Below are 20,464 nucleotides of genomic sequence, written 5' to 3'. Positions count from 1 at the left end.
GTACCGGGGAAGAAGGAGCTGCCGCCGGACGGCGGCACGACCGCTGCGGTCAGTCTCGCAGCACTTGCACGCGCGCGTGCTCGTTGATGCCCATCGCGCCGAAGAACAGCGCGACGAGGCGATGGGCGTCGGTGAAGGTGACGCTGCGGTTCTGGCCGCGCTTGGCCAGCACCCAGTTCAGCAGGTCGCCCGCGGCGATGAAGTCGACCCGGATCAGCCGCGAGCACGACACCGTGACCAGCGGCGCGGCGGCGAGCTTGCCGTCGATCACCTTCAGGGTCGCGCCGATGTCGCCGATCAACTGGCCCGACAGCTCGACGGTCGCCACCTGCGCACCGCCGCCTTGCGGGTCGTCGAGCAGGCTCGACTCGAGAAAGCCGGTCGAGACCTCGTTGACGGTGGACACCGGCTGGCCGCTGCTGGTGTGCGTGCTGCCGGCCAGGCGCACGGTGCACTCGCTGCGTTCCCACGACGGCGGCGAGACCTCGTAGGTCACGCAATAGTCGATCGCCGTCTCGTCGAACTGGTCGGGCCGGTTGGTCAGCCGCAGCGCCTCGAGCCGGCACATCCAGAACACCGGGTCGGCATCGCGCACGCCCGTCGGCGCGGCTTCCTGCAGCGTGGTGAACAGCTGCTCGCCGGCCTGCCAGCGCATCTCGATGCGTTGCTTGGCCCATTGGCGGAAGAGGTCGGTCAACTGCGAGGCGGCCTCGGTCTCGATGCCGCGCAGCGCAGCCCAGTCGAGCACCCAGGGCAGCGGCAGCTGCAGCGTCGCCGAACGCAGGCGCGAGATCGCGTCGAGGTCCAGCACCTCGGTGCACACCCAGCCGACCTCGCCGGTCTGCGCGCGCGGCGCTTTCGGGCGTTCTTCAGCGGCCGCGGCATCGGCCACGCGCTTCGGCAGCGAGTACCACTGCGGCGACGAGCTGTCGAACAGGTTGGCGTAGTCGAGCGCCAGGCCTTCGAACTTCTGCTGCTGTCCGGTCGCCCGGTACAGGTCGAACAGCACGTGCCAGGTCTCGGGATGCTGGTAGCGCTCGCTGCCTTCCTTGACGAGCTGCGTCAGCGCGTCTTCGCAATGCGTGAAGTCGGCGTTGGCGAAGGCGATCACCGCCTCATCGAGCTCGGGATCGTGAACGACCTCGCTGACCTCGACGGCGTTGGTACCGAAGTCGCCGGCGCTGCTGCGCTGTCCCGGTGCCGGGGCGATGGCGGCCGGGGCGGGCGCCGGGGTCGGCGCGGGCGCTGGAGCCTTGGCGACCGGCGCCGGCATCGGTGGTGATGGACGCGCCGGTTCGGCCGGCCGCAACGGCGCCATGCCGGCGCCCATCACGGCCGGTGCGGGCGCAGCCGCCGGCGGCACGTCGAAGGCGGGCAACGGCGGCAGCGCCGGCAGCCGGTCGACATCGTCGCCGTCGTCGTCACCGTCATCGGCCGGTGCCTGGCTCGGGTGGAAGGCCACCGGCTGCGTCGGCGCGTTGTAGAAGCCGGGCGAGCGCTTGGTGCTGGACGGACGCACGCCCTCGCCGACCATCTGCTGCTCGATCTCGTCGATCTTGGCCTTGACGCGCACGTCCTGGCGCGCGCCGCCGCCCTCGGCCAGGCGGACCTCGGAGTCGTCGATGCGCGACGAACCGCCGAGCGCCGCCAGCTGCTCCGGCGACAGACCTTCGCGGCGCAGCCGGCGCAGCATGTCGAACTCGCGCTTGCGAACGAAGTCGTTGCGCCGCTTGCGCTCGACCATCGCCTTCAGCTCGGACCGCTCCAGGTCCAGGTCGCGGCTGTCTTCCTGGCGCGAATTGATGTCGGACCAGTCCGTGGCCGGATTGGCCACGAAGCGAACGACCTTGCGCAGAAAGCTTTCGCCGTCCTTGGAGTCGGCCATGTCTTCGGTCTGGCCTTTAGTCGCCGAACATCTTCTGTTTCATCTCGCGGCGCTGCTGGGCTTCGAGCGACAGCGTCGCCGTCGGCCGGGCCAGCAGGCGGCCGAGGCCGATCGGTTCACCGGTCTCGTCGCAGTACCCGTAGTCGCCGGCCTCGATGCGGCCGAGCGATTGAGAGATCTTCTTCAGCAGCTTGCGCTCGCGATCGCGCGTGCGCAGCTCGAGCGCGTGCTCTTCCTCGATCGTCGCGCGGTCCGCCGGATCAGGGACGATCGACGTGTCTTCGCGCAAGTGTTCGGTGGTTTCGCCGGCGTTCGACAGCAGATCGTCCTTCAGCGCCTGCAGTCGGCCGCGGAAGAAGTCGAGCTGCTTGTCGTTCATGTACTCGGCTTCCGGCATCGCCAGAAGCTCGGCTTCGGTCAGGTCGCGGCCGGCCTTGGACTTCCAGGCATTGGCGAGCTTCGGATCTGCCTTGACGGCAGGCTTGACAGTTTCCATCGGTTCGGGGAATCCACGAGCAGGGGGCTTGGGAGGGGAAAACCGGTCCGAGAACCGGTTTCCCGGCGCCGGCGCGGCGACGGCGACCTGGACTGCATCGCTGGCATGTGCGGCCCCGATGGCAGGGTCGCGTGGGTCCGCGCCTTTGGCAGCGGGCGCCTTGGCCGACGCGGCCTTGGCGGTGGTCTTGGCAGCAGGCGCGGGCGCCCCGGCCGCCGCGGGCGCCTTGCGGGGTGCGGCGGGCTTCTCGGTGGCCGGGCTTTTGGCCGAGGTCTTGCTCACTTCGGAACTCCTCGCACTGGCTTTATACCTGTATCTGCCCTGACACGGGGCGCTTTCCGGCGTCGGGTTTTGGGCGCGCGGATTGTAGACACGGATCTGAGGGGGGTGCCGCAGGCGGCGCCGGGCCGCTCCCAAGCCGCCTGGGCGCCCCTCGGGGGCCGCGAATGCAATGAGCTGGGGGCTGGACAGTTCACACGAGACAGCCTTCGAGCCCTTGCAGCAGGATCTCGCGCGGCAGGTCGATGCCGATGAACACCATCTTGCTCTGCTTCTTCTCGCCCGGCAGCCACTTCGGGCCGAGATCGCTGCCCATCAGCTGGTGCACGCCCTGGAAGATCACCTTGCGGTCGCTGCCCTTCATCAGCAGCACCCCCTTGTAGCGCAGCAGCTTCGGACCGTAGACCTGGACGATCGAGCCGAGGAAGTCTTCCAGCTTGGCCGCGTTGAAGGCCCGGTCGGCGCGGAAGACGAAGGACTTCACGTCGTCGTCGTGCGCATGGTGATGCGGATGGTCGCAGTGCTCGCCATGCTCGTGGTCGTGATCATGGTCGTGACCATGATCGTGGTCGTGCTCGTCGGCCGACAGGAACTCCGGATCGATCTCCAGCTTGGAGTTCAGGTTGAAGCCGCGCAGGTCGAACACCTGCGCCAGCGGCACTTCGCCGAAGTGCACCTTCTGCTGCGGTGCGCGCGGGTTCATGTGCTTGAGCCGATGCGTCAGCTCGTGCACGGAGCCTTCGTCGACCAGGTCGGTCTTGCTGATGAAGATCTGGTCGGCGAAGCCGACCTGGCGGCGCGCCTCCTGGCGCGTGTCGAGCTGCTGGTCGGCATGCTTGGCGTCCACCAGCGTCAGGATCGAGTCGAGCAGATAACTCTCGGCGATCTCGTCGTCCATGAAGAAGGTCTGCGCAACCGGGCCCGGATCGGCCAGGCCGGTGGTCTCGATGACGACGCGGTCGAAGTCCAGCTCACCCTTGCGGCGCTTCTCGGCCAGGTCGGCGAGCGTCGAGCGCAGGTCCTCGCGGATGGTGCAGCAGACGCAGCCGTTGCTCATCTGGATCACCTGCTCCTGCGAGTCCATCACCAGGATGTCGTTGTCGATGTTCTCCTCGCCGAATTCGTTCTCGATCACGGCAATCTTCTGGCCGTGGGCTTCGGTCAGCACGCGCTTGAGCAGCGTCGTCTTGCCGCTGCCGAGAAAGCCGGTCAGGATGGTCGCGGGAATGAGGCCGTTGGACATGAAGACTCCGGGAGGCGAGGGAGGAGAAGGTCAGGCGGCCATTTGGGGGCGGCAGACTTTGTTGCAAGGGGTCGGTGCTGTCAACCACAGTCCGGTCCTCCCCTGGCGGGCGCCTGGGGTATTCTCCGGCCCATCGCGACTACCGACACCCGACGTGTCAGAACCCCCTTCCGGCCGCCCGGCGCAACGCGCTGGCGGCGAGAGGCGCAGCTTCTTCGAACGGCTGGTCGAGTTCGTCTCGCCCGGCCCCGATTCGCGCGACGCGCTGATGGAGACGCTGGCCAATGCCGAGCACCGTGAGCTGATCGCGCCCGAGTCACGCCTGATGCTCGAAGGCGTGATCCGGATGGCCGACCTGACGGCTGGCGACGTGATGGTCGCGGCGCCACGCATGGACCTGCTGGCCATCGACTCGCCCTACGAGGAAGTGCTCAACGCGGTGATCGAGACCGGCCACTCGCGCTTTCCGGTCTTCGACGGCGAGCGCGAGAACATCATCGGCATCCTGATGGCCAAGGACCTGCTGAAGCTGCAGCGCGCGCCGGAGCTGAACCTGCGCACGCTGCTGCGGCCGGCGGTCTTCGTGCCCGAGTCGAAGGACCTCAACGAACTGCTGCGCGACTTCCGCTCGAACCGCAACCACCTGGCGATCGTCATCGACGAGTTCGGCAACATCGCCGGGCTGCTGACGATCGAGGACGTGCTCGAGGAGATCGTCGGCGAGATCGAGGACGAGTTCGACGACGACGAGGCCGAGAGCGGCATCTACACGCTGGCGGACGGCTCGCAGCGTGTCGCCGGCGACACGACGATCGCCGCGGTCAACCAGGCCTTCGCCACGGCACTGCCGTCCGACGATTTCGACACCATCGGCGGGCTGGTCGCGCATGAGCTCGGCCGCGTGCCGCGCCGCGGCGAGACGGTGGAGGTCGGCGGCCTCGCGTTCCAGGTGATGCTCACGCGAGGCGGTGCGGTGCGCTGGTTCAAGACCACGCGCGCGAGCGCCGCCGCCGACGGCGGGGCCTGACGGCCTTGTTTCCGCGCGTGGCGGCCGTTCGGGCCGACGTCGGGCTGGCCGCCGCGCTCGGGGCGCTGCAGACGCTGGCCCTCGTGCACACCTGGGCCTGGCCGCTTCAGCTGCTGTGCGTGATCTGGCTGGCGGCGCGCGTGCGCAGCGCGACACCGCGCCGTGCCGCGCTGCTCGGCGCGGTCTTCGGCACCGCGTGGTTCGCGACCAGCACCTGGTGGCTCTTCATCAGCATGCACCGCTACGGCGGCCTGGCGGCGCCGCTCGCGGCGATCGCGGTGTTGTTGCTGGCGCTGGCGCTGGCCGCCTTCCTGGCCCTTGCGCTGGCCGTGTTCGCGCGGGCGCGGCGCGGGCCGCCGGTGGTGGACGCGGCGCTCTTCGCCGTGGCCTGGGGCGCGGCCGAGCTGGCGCGCGGCCTGGTGTTCAGCGGCTTTCCGTGGGGCGCCAGCGGTTATGCGCAGGTCGACGGGCCGCTGGCCGTGTGGGCGCCGTGGATCGGCGTCTACGGCGTCGGCATGCTCGCGGCCGGCAGTGCCGCCTTGCTGGCCTTTTGCGGCGAGGCGTGGTTCGCCGTGATGTTGCGCCGCGGCCCGACCGATGCGGCGCCAGCGGTCCGGCGGGCGGCCCGGCAAGCGGTTCTGCCGGCGCTGATCGGCGGCGTCGCGCTGTGGCTGCTGCCGGATGCCATCGGCCCGATCGACTTCACGCAGCCGACGCGCACGCTGCAGGTCACGCTGCTGCAGACCAACGTCGCGCAGGACCAGAAGTTCGCCGCCGAGCACCTGCCGGCCGCGCTCGCCTGGGTGGCCGGCGCCTTGACCGAGGCCGGCGGCGACCTGGTGATCGCGCCCGAGACGGCGGTGCCGCTGCTGCCGGCGCAGCTCGAGGAGTTCGACCCGGCGTACTGGCCGGCGCTGCGCGCGCACTTCGAAGGTGCCGGCCGGCCGGCGGCGCTGATCGGCGTGCCGCTCGGCGACCTCGCGGCGTCGGACTACAGCAACTCGGTGGTCGGGCTGGGGGGGCGCACCCCGTATCGCTACGACAAGGTGCACCTGGTGCCGTTCGGCGAATTCATCCCGCTCGGCTTTCGCTGGTTCACGAACCTGATGAACATCCCGCTCGGCGACTTCACGCGCGGCGAACCCAACGCGCCCTCGTTCGTGACGGCCGGCGAACGCATCGCGCCGAACATCTGCTACGAAGACCTGTTCGGCGAGGAGCTCGCGCTGCGCTTTCGGCACGACGAGACGGCGCCCACGGTGCTGGCCAACGTCAGCAACATCGGCTGGTTCGGCGACACGATCGCCGTGCCGCAGCACCTGAACATGTCGCGCATGCGCACGCTGGAGCTGCAGCGGCCGATGCTGCGTTCGACCAACACCGGTGCGACGGCGATCGTCGACCACCGCGGCCAGGTCACGGCCCAGCTGCGGCCCTTCACCCGCGGTGTGCTGGTCGGGCCGGTGCAGGGGCGCGCGGGCCGCACGCCGTATGCCGCGTGGGTCGCGCGCATCGGCCTGTGGCCGCTGCTGCTCGCGGCCTGGGGGCTGCTGATCATCCTTGCCGCACAGCCTCGCCGGTAAACTTCGCGGTTTACCTTCCGTCGCCGACGAGCCACCGATGCTCAGCTTCCAGCAACTGATCTTGCGTCTCCAGGACTACTGGGGCGCCCAAGGCTGCGCCTTGCTGCAGCCCTACGACATGGAAGTCGGCGCCGGCACCAGCCATACCGCGACCTTCCTGCGCGCGCTCGGCCCCGAGCCCTGGAAAGCCGCCTACGTGCAGCCCAGCCGCCGCCCCAAGGACGGCCGCTACGGCGACAACCCGAACCGCCTGCAGCACTATTACCAATACCAGGTGGTGCTGAAGCCGGCGCCCGAGAACATCCTCGAGCTCTACCTCGGCTCGCTCGAAGCGGTCGGCTTCGACCTGAAGAAGAACGACATCCGCTTCGTCGAGGACGATTGGGAGAACCCCACGCTCGGCTGCTGGGGCCTGGGCTGGGAGGTCTGGCTCAACGGCATGGAGGTGACGCAGTTCACCTACTTCCAGCAGGTCGGCGGCATCGACTGCAAGCCGATCACCGGCGAGATCACCTACGGCCTCGAGCGCCTGGCGATGTACCTGCAGGGCGTCGAGAGCGTCTATCAGCTGAAGTGGACGGATGGCTTGAGCTACGGCGACGTCTACCACCAGAACGAAGTCGAGCAGAGCACCTACAACTTCGAGCACAGCGACGTCGAGTTCCTGCTGCAGGCCTTCGCCGCGCACGAACGGCAGAGCAAGCACCTGATGGAGGCACAGCTCGCGCTGCCGGCCTACGAACAATTGCTGAAGGCCGGCCACAGCTTCAACCTGCTCGATGCGCGCGGCGCGATCAGCGTCACCGAGCGGGCCGGCTACATCGGCCGCATCCGCAACCTGGCGCGGGCGGTGGCGCAGAGTTACGTCGACAGCCGCGCGCGGCTGGGTTTCCCGATGGCGCCGAAGGCCTGGGCCGACGAGGTGCTGCGTGGACTTGGAAAAGAAGGCGGCTTGACGACATGAGCACGAACAAGAATCTGCTCGTCGAGCTGTTCGTCGAGGAGCTGCCGCCGAAGGCGCTGAAGAAGCTCGGTGAATCCTTCGCCGCCACGCTCGCCGCATCGCTGCAGGCGCAGGGCCTGATCGCGGCCGGCGCCGCGGTCATGCCGTTCGCCTCGCCGCGGCGGCTCGCCGTGCATGTCGCCAGCGTCGCCGCGAAGGCCGCCGACAAGCCGGTGCAGCAGAAGCTGATGCCGGTCGCCGTCGCACTCGATGCGTCCGGCGCGCCGACGCAGGCCTTGTTGAAGAAGCTGGCCGCACTCGGCGCCGGTGCGTCGGTCGTGCCGACGCTCAAGCGCGCGCAGGATGGCAAGGCCGAAGCGCTGTTCCTCGACAGCGTGGTAGCGGGCGCCACGCTGGCCGAGGGCCTGCAGCGCGCGTTCGACGAGGCGATCAGCAAGCTGCCGATTCCGAAGGTCATGAGCTACCAGCTCGCCGACGGCTGGTCGAGCGTGAACTTCGTGCGTCCGGCGCACGGCCTCGTCGCGCTGCATGGCGACCAGGTCGTGCCGATCAGCGCGCTCGGCCTGAACGCCGGCCGCACGACGCAGGGTCATCGGTTCGAGGCGTCGGTCAATCCGGTCGTGCTGCGCAATGCCGACACGTATGCCGCGCAACTCGAAAGCGAAGGCGCGGTCATCGCCAGCTTCGACGCGCGCCGCGCCGAGATCAACCGCCAGCTGGCCGCGAAGGCCGCCGAGCAGGGCCTGCAGCCGATCGACGACGACGCGCTGCTCGACGAGGTTTGCGCCCTGGTCGAGCGGCCGAACGTGCTGCTGTGCCGCTTCGAGGAAGAGTTCCTCGCGGTGCCGCAGGAGTGCCTGATCCTGACGATGAAGGCCAATCAGAAGTACTTTCCGCTGCTCGACTCCGCCGGCCGGCTGACGCACAAGTTCCTCGTCGTCAGCAACATCCGCCCGGCCGATGCGTCGGCGGTGATCGGCGGCAACGAGCGCGTGGTGCGCCCGCGGCTGGCCGACGCGAAGTTCTTCTTCGACCAGGACCGCAAGAAGCCGCTGGCCGAGCGCGTCGGCGGCCTCGACAAGGTCGTCTATCACAACAAGCTCGGCACGCAGGGCGAACGGTCGCAGCGCGTGCGCTCGATCGCGCGCGGCATCGGCCTGGCGCTGGGCGGCGAGGTGCTGGCCGCCGCCGCCGATCGTGCGGCGCTGCTCGCCAAGGCCGACCTGCTGACCGACATGGTCGGCGAGTTCCCCGAACTGCAGGGCGTGATGGGCGGCTACTACGCGCGCCACGACGGCGAGACCGAGGACATCGCACTGGCGATCGAGGACCACTACCGGCCGCGTTTCGCCGGCGATGCGCTGCCGCGCCATCCGGTCGGCTTGGCGGTCGCGCTGGCCGACAAGCTCGAGACGCTGGCGGGCCTGTTCGGCATCGGCCAGATCCCCACCGGTGACAAGGATCCGTTCGCGCTGCGCCGCCATGCGCTCGGCGTGATCCGCATGCTCATCGAAGCCGAGCTGCCGCTGGAGATCCACCGCCTGGTCGGCAATGCGTTCGGTGCGTTTGCGGCGACGCACGGCCAGGCGCAGGCCGAGGTCGGCTTCTTCCTGCGCGAACGCCTCGCCGGTTACCTGCGCGAGCAGGGCTACAGCGCGCAGGAAGTCGATGCGGTCGTCGAAGCGCGTCCCGAGCGCTGGGCCGAGATTCCGAAGCGGCTGGCCGCCGTGCGCGCCTTCGCCGCGCTGCCCGAGGCGGCCTCGCTGGCGGCGGCGAACAAGCGCGTCGGCAACATCCTGAAGAAGTCCGAGGCCGGTGCCCCGGTAGCGGTGCAGGCCGCGCTGCTGAGGGAGCCCGCCGAAGCCGCATTGCACGAGGCGCTGCAAGCGGTGCAGCCGGCCGCCGACGCGGCGTTCGCGCGCGGCGACTACAGCGCATCGCTGCAGGCGCTGGCGGCGCTGAAGGCGCCGGTCGATGCCTTCTTCGATACTGTGATGGTCAATGCCGACGACGCGGCGCTGCGCAACAACCGGCTCGCGCTGCTGGCCGGCCTGCATGCGGCGATGAACCGCGTCGCCGACCTGTCCCGGCTGGCATCCTGAAGCCGATCGAACAAGGAGCGTGAGCGATGCAACCGGTCGTCAAGCTGGTGATCCTGGGCCGTGACGGCATCCTCAACGAGTACCGTGACGATCACGTCAAGGCGCCCGAGGAGTGGCACCCGATCGACGGCGCGCTCGAAGCCGTCGCGCGGCTGAACCATGCCGGCTGGCACTGCGTCGTCGCGACGAACCAGAGCGGCATCGGTCGCGGCATGATCGACATGGCCTCGGTCAATGCCGTGCACACGCACATGCTGCAGCGGCTGATGACGGTGGGCGGCCGCGTCGACGCGGTGTTCTTCTGCCCGCACACGCCACAGGACGGCTGCGATTGCCGCAAGCCGCTGCCCGGCCTGATGCGCGAGATCGGCCGCCGCTACGGCATCGACCTGAAGCTGGTGCCGATGGTCGCCGACACGCTGCGCGACCTGCAGGCCGCGCGGGCCGCCGGCTGCGAGGCGCACCTGGTGCTGTCGGGCCGCTCGGCCGGGCTCGATGCGTCGCAGATCCAGCGCATGCTGGCGCAGGTGCCGGGTACCGAAGTGCACACCAGCCTGGGCGCCTTTGCCGAGCACCTGCTGCGGCGTGACCACGCCACGATCTCCGGTCCCGGAGAGCTGCACTGATGCTGTCCGCCGTTCGTTCGATGCTCTTCGTGCTGTGGCTGGCGGTCACCGTCGTGCCCTGGGCGCTGTCGGTGCTGGTGTTCTCGATCTTCGTGCGCGGCCGCCCGGTGTACTGGATGTGCGCCGGCTGGCTGCGGGTGGCGATCTGGGGCGCGCGCGTGATCTGCGGCGTGCGCCACCGCATCTCCGGAATGGAGCACCTGCCGACCGCGCAGGACGAGAAGGCCGCCGTGCTGCTGGCACCGAAGCACCAGTCGACCTGGGAGACCTTCGCATTCCCGGCGCTGATGCCGCACCCGCTGTGCTACGTCTTCAAGCGCGAGCTGCTCTACATCCCGTTCTTCGGCTGGGCGATGGCCCGCCTCGACATGATCCACATCGATCGCAGCAAGCGCACCGAAGCCTGGAACAAGGTCGCCGAGCAGGGCAAGGCGCTGATGGCGCAGGGGCTGTGGGTCATCATGTTCCCCGAAGGCACGCGCAGCGAGCGCGGCCAACAGGGCACCTACAAGAGCGGCGCCAGCCGGCTGGCGATCACCACCGGCACGCCGATCGTGCCGATCGCCGTCAACTCGGCGCGCTGCTGGCCGCGCAAGAGCTTCCTGCTGAAGCCCGGGGTGATCGACATCTCGATCGGCAGGCCGATCCCGGTCGAGGGCCGCCAGCCGGACGAGCTGATGCGCGAAGTCGAGGCCTGGATCGAGGCCGAGATGCGGCGCATCGACCCCGAGGCTTACGCCGGGCAGGTGCCGCCGGTGGCCGCGGCGCGGCAATCCGAAGCCTAAAGCTCCGCGCGGCGCGTAGGGTCGCTGCCCTTGCCCGCACCGCCGGGAGTAGCATCTTCGCCCCTCTCCCAGCGAACGATCGGAGGAACGGATGAGCTACCACCTCGAAGGCCGTCTGCTCGAAGTCTGCAACTGCCGGGTGCTGTGCCCGTGCTGGATCGGCGAGGACCCGGACAACGGCACCTGCGACACGATCATCGCGTGGCGCATCGACAAGGGCTCGGTCGATGGGGTGGAAGTCGGCGGCAACACGATTGCCGCCGTCGCGCACGTGCCGGGCAACATCCTGCTGGGCAACTGGACCGCGGCGATCTACGTCGACGACCAGGCCTCGAAGGCGCAAGAGGATGCGCTGCTGAAGGTCTTCACCGGCCAGGCCGGCGGCCCGGTGGCCGATCTGGCCAAGCTGATCGGCACGGTGGTCTCGGTCGAGCGCGCGCCGATCACCTTCACGGTGCAGGGCGGCAAGGGCACGCTGGAGATCGGCAAGGACTACTACGCCGAGCTCGAGCCGTACCGGGGCGCGACCGGCGGCCAGACCACCTTGTCGGACACCGTGTTCTCGACCGTGCCGGGCGCGCCGGTGTTCGTCGGCAAGGCGCCGGTGTACCGCTCGAAGAATCCGAAGATCGGCATCGACGTCGACATCAAGAACCACAACGCGTTGCAGAGCACCTTCGTCTTCGACGCCTGACGCGGCGTCCGGCGGTGGCCCTGCGCGTGCAACGGCGGCGCCTGCTGGCGCCGCTGCTGGGCTCCATGGTGCTGCTCGCCTGGGGCCTGCTGTGGGCCTGGGCCGGCAGCCCGTGGGGCCGCTACCTCGACCACGGCGACTGGACACTGTCCGGCCCCGCGGCGCAGCTGTGCCGCAGCATTCCCGGGGGGGTCTGGCTGGTGCCGGCGGCGCTGACGGCGGCGGCCTGGGTGCTGATGGTCGCGGCGATGATGCTGCCGAGCAGCTATCCGTTGTTCAGCGCGTTCGAGCGTGTCGCGTCGGCACGGGCCGACCGTAGCCGCCTGTTATGGCTGCTGGGGCTGGGCTACACGGCGGCCTGGGGCGCGTTCGGCGTGCTCGCGCATGGGCTGCATGCGCTGGTGCTGGCGGCGGTGGCGGCACTGCCATGGCTGGCCTGGCATGCCTCGCTGATCGGCGCGGCCACGGTCGTGCTGGCCGGCGCGTTCCAGTTCAGCCGGCTCAAGCATCGCTGCCTCGACAAGTGCCGCACGCCGATGAGCTTCGTGATCGAGCACTGGCGCGGTCGCGCGCACGGCGCCCAGGCCTTCCTGCTCGGCTGGAACCATGGCCTGTTCTGCGTCGGCTGCTGCTGGGCGCTGATGCTGCTGATGTTCGTCGTCGGCACCGGCAGCCTGGGCTGGATGCTGCTGCTGGCGGTGTTGATGGCGGTGGAGAAGAACTTCGCCTGGGGCCGGCACCTGAGCGCGCCCCTGGGGGTGGCCCTGCTGGCCTGGGGCGCGTGGATAGCGTTCTTCGCCCGATGAGCGCCCACGGCACGCCGAGCGCGTGGCGCACCGCCGCGCTGACCGGCATCGCGATGCTGGCCTTCGCGGCCAATTCGCTGCTGTGCCGGATGGCGCTGCAGCACGACAGCATCGACGCCGCGAGTTTTTCCAGCGTGCGGCTGGCTTCGGGGGCGCTGGCGCTGGCCGCGATCGTGCGGCTGCGGCGCGGCCCGTCGCGGCCGGCGCGCCCGGGCTGGGTTGCCGCGGCGATGCTGTTCGCCTACGTCGTGCTGTTCTCGTTCGCCTACCGCTCGCTGGGCGCCGGCACCGGGGCGCTGATCCTCTTCGGCGCCGTGCAATTGACCATGTTCGGCGCCGGCCTGCGCGCCGGGGAGCGCTTCTCGCCACTGGCCTGGCTGGGCTTCGTGCTGGCGGTGGCCGGCCTGGTCTGGCTGGTGTCGCCCGGGCTCGCGGCGCCGCCGCTGCTGGGCGCGACGCTGATGGCCGGTGCCGGCGTGGCCTGGGGCGGCTACTCGCTGCTGGGCCGCGGCGCCGGCGATCCGCTGGCGGCGAGCGCCGGCAACTTCCTGCGCGCCACGCCGATGGCGCTGCTGCTCAGCGTGCTGCTGGTGGCGAACGCGCGGGCCACACCGGCAGGGCTGGCGCTGGCGGTGACCTCGGGTGCGCTGACCTCGGGCATCGGCTACGTGATCTGGTATGCGGCGCTGAAGGACCTGTCGGCGCTGCGCGCGGCGACGGTGCAGCTGTCGGTGCCGCCGATCGCTGCCTTCGGGGGGGTGCTGCTGCTCGGTGAGCTGATCACGGCGCGGCTGGCCGGCGCATCGATCGTGATCCTCGGCGGCATCGCGCTGGTGCTGGCCAGCCGCGCGCGGGCGAGCCGCTGAGCGTCCTGGCCGGCTGGCGCGGCGCGCTAACCCGGCCGAGGTGCGGCAGGTCGGGCGTGTGGTCCGTAGAATCTGCTGCAACATGAGCCCCCAGCTCACTTCGTTCGCGGCCCCCGAGGGGCGCTCAGTGCCTTTCGGGCGGCCGGGCAGGCACTGATGGCGTGGCCCTCCCATCCGCCTGAACATCCGGAGCAGCTGTCGCTGTTCGATGGAGCGTCGCCCGCGCCGGCGCTGCCGCCCGAGCGCCGGGTCGACGGCGCCGCGGCGCCGCCGCCTCCGGCCACTCCCGCACCCATGCCCCGTTTCCAGCACCCGCGCGCGCAGCGCCACATCGACCTTGGCGAGCACCGCGTCGCCTACGAATTCCGCCGCGGGCGGCGGCGCAGCATCGGCTTCGTCGTCAGTGCCGAGGGGCTGTCGGTCAGCGCGCCGCGCTGGGTCGGCGTCGGCGAGGTCGAGCAGGCGCTGCAATCGAAAGCCGACTGGATCCTGCGCAAGCTGCACGAGCAGCAGCAGCGCGCCGAGCGCATGCAGGCCAACCGCGTGCGCTGGCACGACGGCACCAGCCTGCCTTTCCTCGGCGAGACGGTGATCGTCGTGCTCGATCCGCGGGTGACCGGCGCGGTGCTGCACAGCGACGCCGAGGCGCTGCCCGGCGTGCCGAAGCTGACGCTGCACGTCGGCCTGCCGCAGTCGGCCAGCGAGGCGCAGATCCGCGAGGCGGTGCAGAGCTGGCTGCAGCGCCAGGCGCGGCGCATCTTCGAGGAGCGCTGCGCGCTGTTCGCGCCGCGGCTGGGCGTGCGCATGAAGCGGCTCAGCCTGAGCTCGGCGTCGACGCGCTGGGGCTCGGCGAGCGTCGACGGCTCGGTGCGGCTCAACTGGCGGCTGGTTCACTTCGGGCTGCCGGTGATCGACTACGTTGTCACGCACGAGCTCGCCCACCTGCGCGAGATGAACCACAGCGCGGCGTTCTGGGAGGTCGTGCGCTCGGTGCTGCCGGATTTCGAGCAGCGGCGCGGCCTGCTGCGCACGGAGCTGCTGCCGGCCTTCGACTGACCCTGCCAGAGCCCGGTGGTTTACATTGACGTAAACGTCAATTGAACCCCGTCGTCATGAATGCCTCCGCCGCCCGCCCGAAGGACGACCGCAGCTACACGATCACCGAGCTCGCGCAGGAGTTCGACATCACGCCGCGCGCGATCCGCTTCTACGAGGATGTCGGCCTGCTCGCCCCCGAGCGCGCCGGCCGCAACCGCGTCTACAGCCAGCGCGACCGCACGCGCCTGAAGCTGACGCTGCGCGGCAAGCGGCTCGGCTTCTCGCTGACCGAGATCCGCCAGCTGGTGACGATGTACGAATCGCCCGCCGACACCGGGCCGCAGCTCGAAGCCTTCCGCGAGGCGCTGGCCAAGCATCGCCAGCAGCTCGAGCAGCAGCTCGAGGACCTGCAGATCACGCTGACCGAGATCGCCCAGCACGAAGGGCGCTGCGAGCGCCTGCTCTGCGAGCAGCGCGCGGCCGCTTCGCCGCCCGCTGCCCAAAGGCGCCGCCGCGCCACCGCCGTCACGCGCTGAAAGCCCGAGCACTTCGCTCGGGCACGTGCCTCGGCCTTGTATGATTGACGTTTACGTAAACGTCAATTGCGGAGTGGGCATGACGACAGCGTTCGAGGCGGAACCGGGGTTCGAGCAGCGCGTGCGCGATTCCTTCGCGCGCCAGGCGGTCATGGCGACGCTCGCCGCGCGGCTCGAGGCGATCGAGCCCGGCCACGTCGTGATCACGATGCGCCACCGGCCCGAGCTGACGCAGCAGCACGGCTTCGTGCATGCCGGCATCGTCTCGACGGCGCTCGACTCGGCCTGCGGCTACGCCGCCTTCTCGCTGATGCCCGCTGACGCTGCAGTCTTGACGATCGAATTCAAGGTCAACCTGCTCGCGCCGGCGCGCGGGCCGGACTTCCGCTTCTTGGCCGAAGTGACCAAAGCCGGCCGTACCATCAGCGTCGTCGACGGCAGCGCCTGGCAGACCGACGAACAGGGGCGCGAGAGCCGCATCGCGACGATGACCGCGACCGTGATGACGGTGCGCGGCCGCGAAGGCCTGAAGCACTGATCCGCACTGATTCATTGCACGGAGACAACCCATGAGCAACCTGCCCGGACTCGACTTCCAGCTCGGCGAGGACATCGATGCACTGCGCGACGCGGTGCGCGCCTTCGCCCAATCCGAGATCGCGCCGCGCGCGGCCGAGATCGACGCCTCCGACCAGTTCCCGATGGACCTGTGGCGCAAGATGGGCGAGATCGGCGTGCTCGGCATCACGGTGCCGGAGGAGTACGGCGGCGCGGCGATGGGCTACCTCGCGCACATGGTGGCGATGGAGGAGATCAGCCGCGCGTCGGCCTCGGTCGGGCTGTCGTACGGCGCGCATTCGAACCTCTGCGTCAACCAGATCAAGCGCAACGGCAGCGCGGAACAGAAGCAGAAGTACCTGCCCAAGCTGATCAGCGGCGAGCACGTCGGCGCGTTGGCGATGAGCGAGCCCGGCGCCGGCTCCGACGTCATCAGCATGAAGCTCAAGGCCGAGGACAAAGGCGGTTATTACGTCCTCAACGGCAGCAAGATGTGGATCACCAACGGCCCGGATGCCCACACGCTGGTGGTCTACGCGAAGACCGATCCGGAGATGGGTGCCAAGGGCGTCACTGCGTTCCTGATCGAGAAGGGCATGAAGGGCTTCTCGATCGCGCAGAAGCTCGACAAGCTCGGCATGCGCGGCTCGCACACCGGCGAGCTGGTGTTCCAGGACGTCGAGGTGCCGGCGGCGAACGTGCTGGGCGCGGTCGGCGGCGGCGCGAAGGTGCTGATGTCGGGTCTCGATTACGAGCGTGCGGTGCTCGCTGCCGGGCCGATCGGCATCATGCAGGCGGTGATGGACAACGTCGTGCCGTACATCCACGACCGCAAGCAGTTCGGCCAGTCGATCGGCGAATTCCAGCTGATCCAGGGCAAGGTCGCCGACATGTACACCGTGCTGCAGGCCGCGCGCGCGTTCTGCTACACGGTGGGCAAGAACCTGGACCTGCTCGGCGCGGGCCACGTCCGCCAGGTCCGCAAGGACTGCGCCAGCGTGATCCTGTGGTGCGCCGAGAAGGCCACCTGGATGGCCGGCGAAGGCATCCAGGTCTTCGGCGGCAACGGCTACATCAACGAGTACCCGCTGGGCCGGCTGTGGCGCGACGCGAAGCTCTACGAGATCGGCGCTGGCACCAGCGAGATCCGCCGCATGCTGATCGGGCGCGAGCTGTTCGCGGAGACGATGTGACGTTCGCGAGCGGCAGTGAGATTCCGGTGCTCGTCGCCGGGCGCTGCACGCTGCGCCCGCTGCTGCCGTCGGACGCGCCGGCCATCGCGCGCCATGCCAACGATGCGGCCGTCGTGCACAACCTGTTCGACGGCTTTCCGCATCCCTACACGCTCGCGCATGCCGAAGCCTGGTGCGGACCGCAGCATCGCGAGCCGCAGTGGGGCCACAGCTTCGCGATCGATGTCGACGGCGAGGCCATCGGCTGCCTCGGCATCACGCCGCAGACCGGGTCGCTGGCCTGCAACGCGATGCTCGGCTACTGGATCGGCCGCGCCCACTGGGGCCGCGGCATCGTCGTCGACGGCGTGCGGGTGGCGACGTCGTGGGCCTGGGCCGAACTGCCGGCGCTGACGCGGCTCTTCGCGCCGATCTTTGCGCGCAACGTGGCGTCGCAGCGTGTCGTGCAGAAAGCCGGCTACGTGCGGGAAGCGCTGCTGCCGCGGTCGATGATCAAGGACGGCGTCGCGATCGATGTCGTGCAGTTCGCGAGCTACAGGCAGGAGAGGGCATGAGCGAAGGTTCGATCGTCGCCATCGGCGGCGGCGGCTTCCTGATGGACGACACATCGGGCCGCCAGGAGCGCTACCTGCTGTCGCTGTTGCGCAATGCGCCGGCGCGGCCGCGCGTGCTGTACCTCGGCACCGCGGGCGGTGACGGCGAGCGCGGGCAACTGCGCTTCATGACTCTGTTCACCAAGCTCGGCTGCGAACCGGCGACCTTGCCGTTCTTTCCGTACGACATGCGGCGCGACTACCGCCAGGCGGTGCGCGACGCGGACCTGGTCTACGTCGGCGGGGGCAACACGCCGGCGATGATCGCCGTGTGGCGCGAGTTCGGCTTCGATGCCGTGCTGCGCGAAGCGTGGAACGACGGCACCGTGCTGGCCGGCATCTCGGCCGGCGCCAACTGCTGGTTCGAGCACTACATCACCGACAGCGTGCCCGGCGGCGGCGTACGCCCCGGCCTCGGCTTCCTGCCCGGCACCTTCTGCCCTCACCTGGACAGCGAAGCGTGGCGGCAGCCGATGCTGGCCGAGGTGCCCGGCCTGCCGGCCCATGGCGCACCCGACGGCGTGATGCTGCACTTCGCCGACGGCGCATTCGCCGAAGCCGTGACGTCGATCGATGAACGACAGGCCGTGCGCCGTACCGATGCCGCCGCGCCGGCAGCGCTGCCGACGCGCCTGCTGCCCGCTTCGTAAACTGTGCACTGCAACATACCGACGAACGGGCACCCCAGCGATGACGGACGATCTGCAAGAACTCTTCGGCAAGAACCGCGATTGGGCGGCCGCCACCGAGGCGCGTGAGCCGGGCTTCTTCACCCGGTTGCTGCAACAGCAGACGCCGCAGTACCTGTGGATCGGCTGCGCCGACAGCCGCGTGCCGGCCAACGAGCTGGTCGGGTTGCTGCCGGGCGAGCTGTTCGTGCACCGCAACGTCGCCAACCTGCTGGTGCATTCGGACCTCAACGCGCTGTCGGTGATCCAGTACGCCGTCGATGCGTTGCAGGTCAGGCACATCATCGTCGTCGGCCACTCGAATTGCGGCGGCGTGCGTGCGGCGATGGAGAACCGCCGCGCCGGGCTGGTCGACAACTGGCTGCGCCACGTGCAGGACGTGCGCGACCTGCACGACGGCTTCCTCGCCGGGCTGCACGAGTCGCTGCGCGTCGATGCGCTGGTCGAGCTGAACGTGCTGGAGCAGGCGCGCAACGTCTGCCGCACTACCGTCGTGGGGGATGCCTGGCAGCGTGGCCAATCGGTCGTCGTGCACGGCTGGGTCTACGGCCTGCACAACGGCCTGCTCGAAGACCTGCAGATCACCGCGACGAGCCTCGACGATGTCGGCCTGGCCTACGACACCGGGCTCGCGCAGCTGAAGCAGCGCTGGCGCCAGCGGCAGGCGCAAGTGGTCGGCGTCTGAAGGGGCCGCGATGTTTCCGCATCGACTGACGGATACGCGGGCCTACGACGTCGCGCTGGCGATCGTCGAGGGCTTCAACCGCCACTACCGCCTCTTCAGCGAGACCAACCGTGCCGCGAAAGCGCGCTTCGAAGCCGCCGACTGGCACGGCCAGCAGCATGCGCAGCGCGAGCGCATCGAGTTCTACGACAAGCGCGTCGACGAGTGCGTCGAGCGGCTGCAGGGGGAGTTCGACGTCGCATCGCTGTCCGATGACACCTGGCAGCAGACCAAGCTGCACTACATCGGCCTGCTGACGAACCACCAGCAGCCCGAGCTCGCCGAGACCTTCTTCAACTCGGTGACGACGAAGATCCTGCACCACAGCTACTTCCGCAACGACTTCATCTTCGTGCGGCCGGCGGTGTCGACCGAATACATCGAGAACGACGAGCCGGCCTCGCTGCCGACCTACCGCGCCTATTACCCGACGCGCGACACGATGCGCGACACGCTGCTGCGCATCGTCGACAACTTCCAGCTCAAGCGCGAGTTCGAGGACCTCGGCCGCGACATCGACCAGGTGATGGCGGCGCTGCAGCGCCACACCGGCACCGTGCGGCTGCGCGCGAATTTCCAGATCCAGGTGCTGTCGTCGCTGTTCTATCGCAACAAGGGCGCGTACCTGATCGGCCGCATCGTCAACGGCTTCAACGAGACGCCGCTGGTGCTGCCGATCCTGCACAACGATCACGGCCAGCTGGTCATCGACAGCGCGCTGTTCTCGCAGGACGACCTGCTGATGCTGTTCAGCTTCGCGCGGGCGTACTTCATGGTCGACATGGCGGTGCCGAGCGCCTACGTGCAGTTCCTGCGCAGCCTGATGCCGAGGAAGCCCCGTTCGGAGATCTATTCGGCGCTCGGGCTGCAGAAGCAGGGCAAGAACGCCTTCTACCGCGACTTCCTCTACCACCTGCGCCACTCGAGCGACAAGTTCGGCATCGCGCCCGGCATCAAGGGCATGGTGATGCTGGTGTTCGACCTGCCGTCGTTCCCGTATGTCTTCAAGGTCATCAAGGACTTCTATCCGCCGCAGAAGGACACCACGCGCGAGCAGATCAAGGGCAAGTACCTGCTGGTGAAGTCGCACGATCGCGTCGGCCGCATGGCCGACACGCTGGAGTACACCAGCGTCGCGTTCCCGCGCTCGCGCGTCAGCGACGAGCTGGTCGCCGAGCTGATGCACTTCGCGCCGAGTCAGATCGAGGAAGACGGCGACGCGCTGATCATCAAGCACCTGTACATCGAGCGCCGCATGATCCCGCTGAACATCTACCTGCAGGATGCCAACCGCGAGCAGATCGAGCACGCGGTGATCGAGTACGGCAACGCGATCAAGGACCTGGTGGCGGCCAACATCTTCCCCGGCGACATGCTGTGGAAGAACTTCGGCGTCACGCGCCACGGCAAGGTCGTGTTCTACGACTACGACGAGATCGAGTACCTGACGGACTGCAACTTCCGCCGCGTGCCCGAGGCGCGCAACGAGGAGGAAGAGCTGTCCGGCGAGGTCTGGTACCACGTCGGGCCGAAGGACATATTCCCGGAGACCTTCGGTCCGTTCCTGCTCGGCAACCCGTCGGTGCGCGAGGTGTTCATGAAGCACCACGGCGACCTGCTCGATCCGGCCTTCTGGCAAGTCCACAAGGACCGCATCAAGGCCGGGCATGTGCATGATGTCTTCCCCTACGAAGCGAACCGCCGCTTCCTCCACCAGCGGCAGCTGTCGCATCAACAGCAGCCTGCCGCCAAGTCGCTGACCCCCGCCTGAATCCCG

The 20,464-nt window shown here is 69.2% G+C and carries 20 protein-coding genes; 17 read left to right on the top strand and 3 right to left on the bottom strand.

The features are described 5' to 3' along the window. Positions 1–49: 49 nt before the first annotated feature. The 3 genes from HLB44_RS03740 to HLB44_RS03730 all read right to left on the bottom strand — a co-directional run bounded on the left by HLB44_RS03740 (position 50) and on the right by HLB44_RS03730 (position 3,903). Positions 50–1,885 carry an STAS domain-containing protein gene (locus tag HLB44_RS03740; protein ID WP_173120714.1) on the bottom strand — a complete coding sequence of 612 codons (1,836 nt, stop codon included), beginning with the start codon at positions 1,883–1,885 and terminating at the stop codon, positions 50–52. Positions 1,886–1,901: 16 nt separating this feature from the next. Continuing rightward, positions 1,902–2,663, bottom strand: coding sequence for an RNA polymerase-binding protein DksA (gene dksA / locus HLB44_RS37030; RefSeq protein ID WP_173120712.1), 762 nt, complete (start codon positions 2,661–2,663; stop codon positions 1,902–1,904). Between the two features lie 190 nt (positions 2,664–2,853). Beyond that, on the bottom strand, positions 2,854–3,903 hold the full coding sequence (locus HLB44_RS03730; RefSeq protein WP_173120710.1) for a CobW family GTP-binding protein: 1,050 nt from the start codon (positions 3,901–3,903) through the stop codon (positions 2,854–2,856). A 154-nt stretch (positions 3,904–4,057) separates the two neighbouring features. On the opposite strand from HLB44_RS03730, the gene HLB44_RS03725 reads away from it, so the two are divergent. The 17 genes from HLB44_RS03725 to aceK all read left to right on the top strand — a co-directional run bounded on the left by HLB44_RS03725 (position 4,058) and on the right by aceK (position 20,458). Next, positions 4,058–4,930 carry a transporter associated domain-containing protein gene (locus HLB44_RS03725; protein ID WP_173120708.1) on the top strand — a complete coding sequence of 291 codons (873 nt, stop codon included), beginning with the start codon at positions 4,058–4,060 and terminating at the stop codon, positions 4,928–4,930. Between the two features lie 5 nt (positions 4,931–4,935). Continuing rightward, positions 4,936–6,513: an apolipoprotein N-acyltransferase gene (gene lnt / locus HLB44_RS03720; RefSeq protein WP_246312022.1), complete on the top strand. Its 1,578-nt coding sequence runs from the start codon at positions 4,936–4,938 to the stop codon at positions 6,511–6,513. 37 nt (positions 6,514–6,550) lie between these two features. Next, positions 6,551–7,477, top strand: a complete 927-nt coding sequence (gene glyQ, locus HLB44_RS03715) for a glycine--tRNA ligase subunit alpha (RefSeq protein ID WP_173120706.1) — start codon at positions 6,551–6,553, stop codon at positions 7,475–7,477. Then, a complete protein-coding gene (glyS, locus tag HLB44_RS03710; RefSeq protein WP_173120704.1) occupies positions 7,474–9,579 on the top strand; it encodes a glycine--tRNA ligase subunit beta in 2,106 nt (701 codons plus the stop codon). The genes glyQ and glyS overlap by 4 nt, the downstream gene beginning before the upstream one ends. A 26-nt stretch (positions 9,580–9,605) precedes the next feature. Next, positions 9,606–10,205, top strand: coding sequence for a D-glycero-beta-D-manno-heptose 1,7-bisphosphate 7-phosphatase (gene gmhB / locus HLB44_RS03705; protein WP_173120702.1), 600 nt, complete (start codon positions 9,606–9,608; stop codon positions 10,203–10,205). After that, positions 10,205–10,990 (top strand): lysophospholipid acyltransferase family protein, encoded by a 786-nt coding sequence (locus HLB44_RS03700; RefSeq protein WP_425500762.1) that lies wholly within the window; start codon positions 10,205–10,207, stop codon positions 10,988–10,990. Before gmhB ends, HLB44_RS03700 begins: the two co-directional genes overlap by 1 nt. Before the next feature lie 91 nt (positions 10,991–11,081). Then, the gene (locus tag HLB44_RS03695; RefSeq protein ID WP_173120700.1) at positions 11,082–11,684 is read left to right on the top strand and encodes a DUF1326 domain-containing protein; all 603 of its coding nucleotides are present in this window, start codon (positions 11,082–11,084) and stop codon (positions 11,682–11,684) included. 65 nt (positions 11,685–11,749) lie between these two features. Next, positions 11,750–12,490: a DUF2182 domain-containing protein gene (locus HLB44_RS03690; RefSeq protein WP_173121320.1), complete on the top strand. Its 741-nt coding sequence runs from the start codon at positions 11,750–11,752 to the stop codon at positions 12,488–12,490. After that, positions 12,487–13,356 (top strand): DMT family transporter, encoded by an 870-nt coding sequence (locus HLB44_RS03685; RefSeq protein ID WP_173120698.1) that lies wholly within the window; start codon positions 12,487–12,489, stop codon positions 13,354–13,356. Before HLB44_RS03690 ends, HLB44_RS03685 begins: the two co-directional genes overlap by 4 nt. A gap of 156 nt (positions 13,357–13,512) precedes the next feature. After that, the gene (locus HLB44_RS03680) at positions 13,513–14,412 is read left to right on the top strand and encodes a M48 family metallopeptidase (RefSeq protein WP_173120696.1); all 900 of its coding nucleotides are present in this window, start codon (positions 13,513–13,515) and stop codon (positions 14,410–14,412) included. 56 nt (positions 14,413–14,468) lie between these two features. Continuing rightward, on the top strand, positions 14,469–14,930 hold the full coding sequence (locus HLB44_RS03675) for a MerR family transcriptional regulator (RefSeq protein WP_173120694.1): 462 nt from the start codon (positions 14,469–14,471) through the stop codon (positions 14,928–14,930). 79 nt (positions 14,931–15,009) lie between these two features. Beyond that, on the top strand, positions 15,010–15,468 hold the full coding sequence (locus tag HLB44_RS03670) for a PaaI family thioesterase (RefSeq protein WP_173120692.1): 459 nt from the start codon (positions 15,010–15,012) through the stop codon (positions 15,466–15,468). Positions 15,469–15,499: 31 nt separating this feature from the next. Then, the gene (locus HLB44_RS03665; protein WP_173120690.1) at positions 15,500–16,681 is read left to right on the top strand and encodes an isovaleryl-CoA dehydrogenase; all 1,182 of its coding nucleotides are present in this window, start codon (positions 15,500–15,502) and stop codon (positions 16,679–16,681) included. Beyond that, on the top strand, positions 16,678–17,235 hold the full coding sequence (locus tag HLB44_RS03660; RefSeq protein ID WP_173120688.1) for a GNAT family N-acetyltransferase: 558 nt from the start codon (positions 16,678–16,680) through the stop codon (positions 17,233–17,235). The genes HLB44_RS03665 and HLB44_RS03660 overlap by 4 nt, the downstream gene beginning before the upstream one ends. Beyond that, positions 17,232–17,924 carry a Type 1 glutamine amidotransferase-like domain-containing protein gene (locus HLB44_RS03655; RefSeq protein ID WP_173120686.1) on the top strand — a complete coding sequence of 231 codons (693 nt, stop codon included), beginning with the start codon at positions 17,232–17,234 and terminating at the stop codon, positions 17,922–17,924. Before HLB44_RS03660 ends, HLB44_RS03655 begins: the two co-directional genes overlap by 4 nt. Before the next feature lie 40 nt (positions 17,925–17,964). After that, complete coding sequence (gene can, locus HLB44_RS03650; RefSeq protein ID WP_173120684.1) at positions 17,965–18,648, top strand: carbonate dehydratase; 684 nt, start codon at positions 17,965–17,967, stop codon at positions 18,646–18,648. 10 nt (positions 18,649–18,658) lie between these two features. Continuing rightward, positions 18,659–20,458, top strand: a complete 1,800-nt coding sequence (gene aceK, locus HLB44_RS03645) for a bifunctional isocitrate dehydrogenase kinase/phosphatase (RefSeq protein WP_173120682.1) — start codon at positions 18,659–18,661, stop codon at positions 20,456–20,458. Positions 20,459–20,464: the final 6 nt, after the last annotated feature.

This window comes from Pseudaquabacterium terrae, from assembly GCF_013266755.1.
In the GTDB taxonomy this organism is placed as follows: domain Bacteria; phylum Pseudomonadota; class Gammaproteobacteria; order Burkholderiales; family Burkholderiaceae_C; genus Pseudaquabacterium; species Pseudaquabacterium terrae.
The sequence above is the reverse complement of the archived record's forward strand: the minus strand, read 5'-3'. Positions and strand labels throughout refer to the sequence as shown.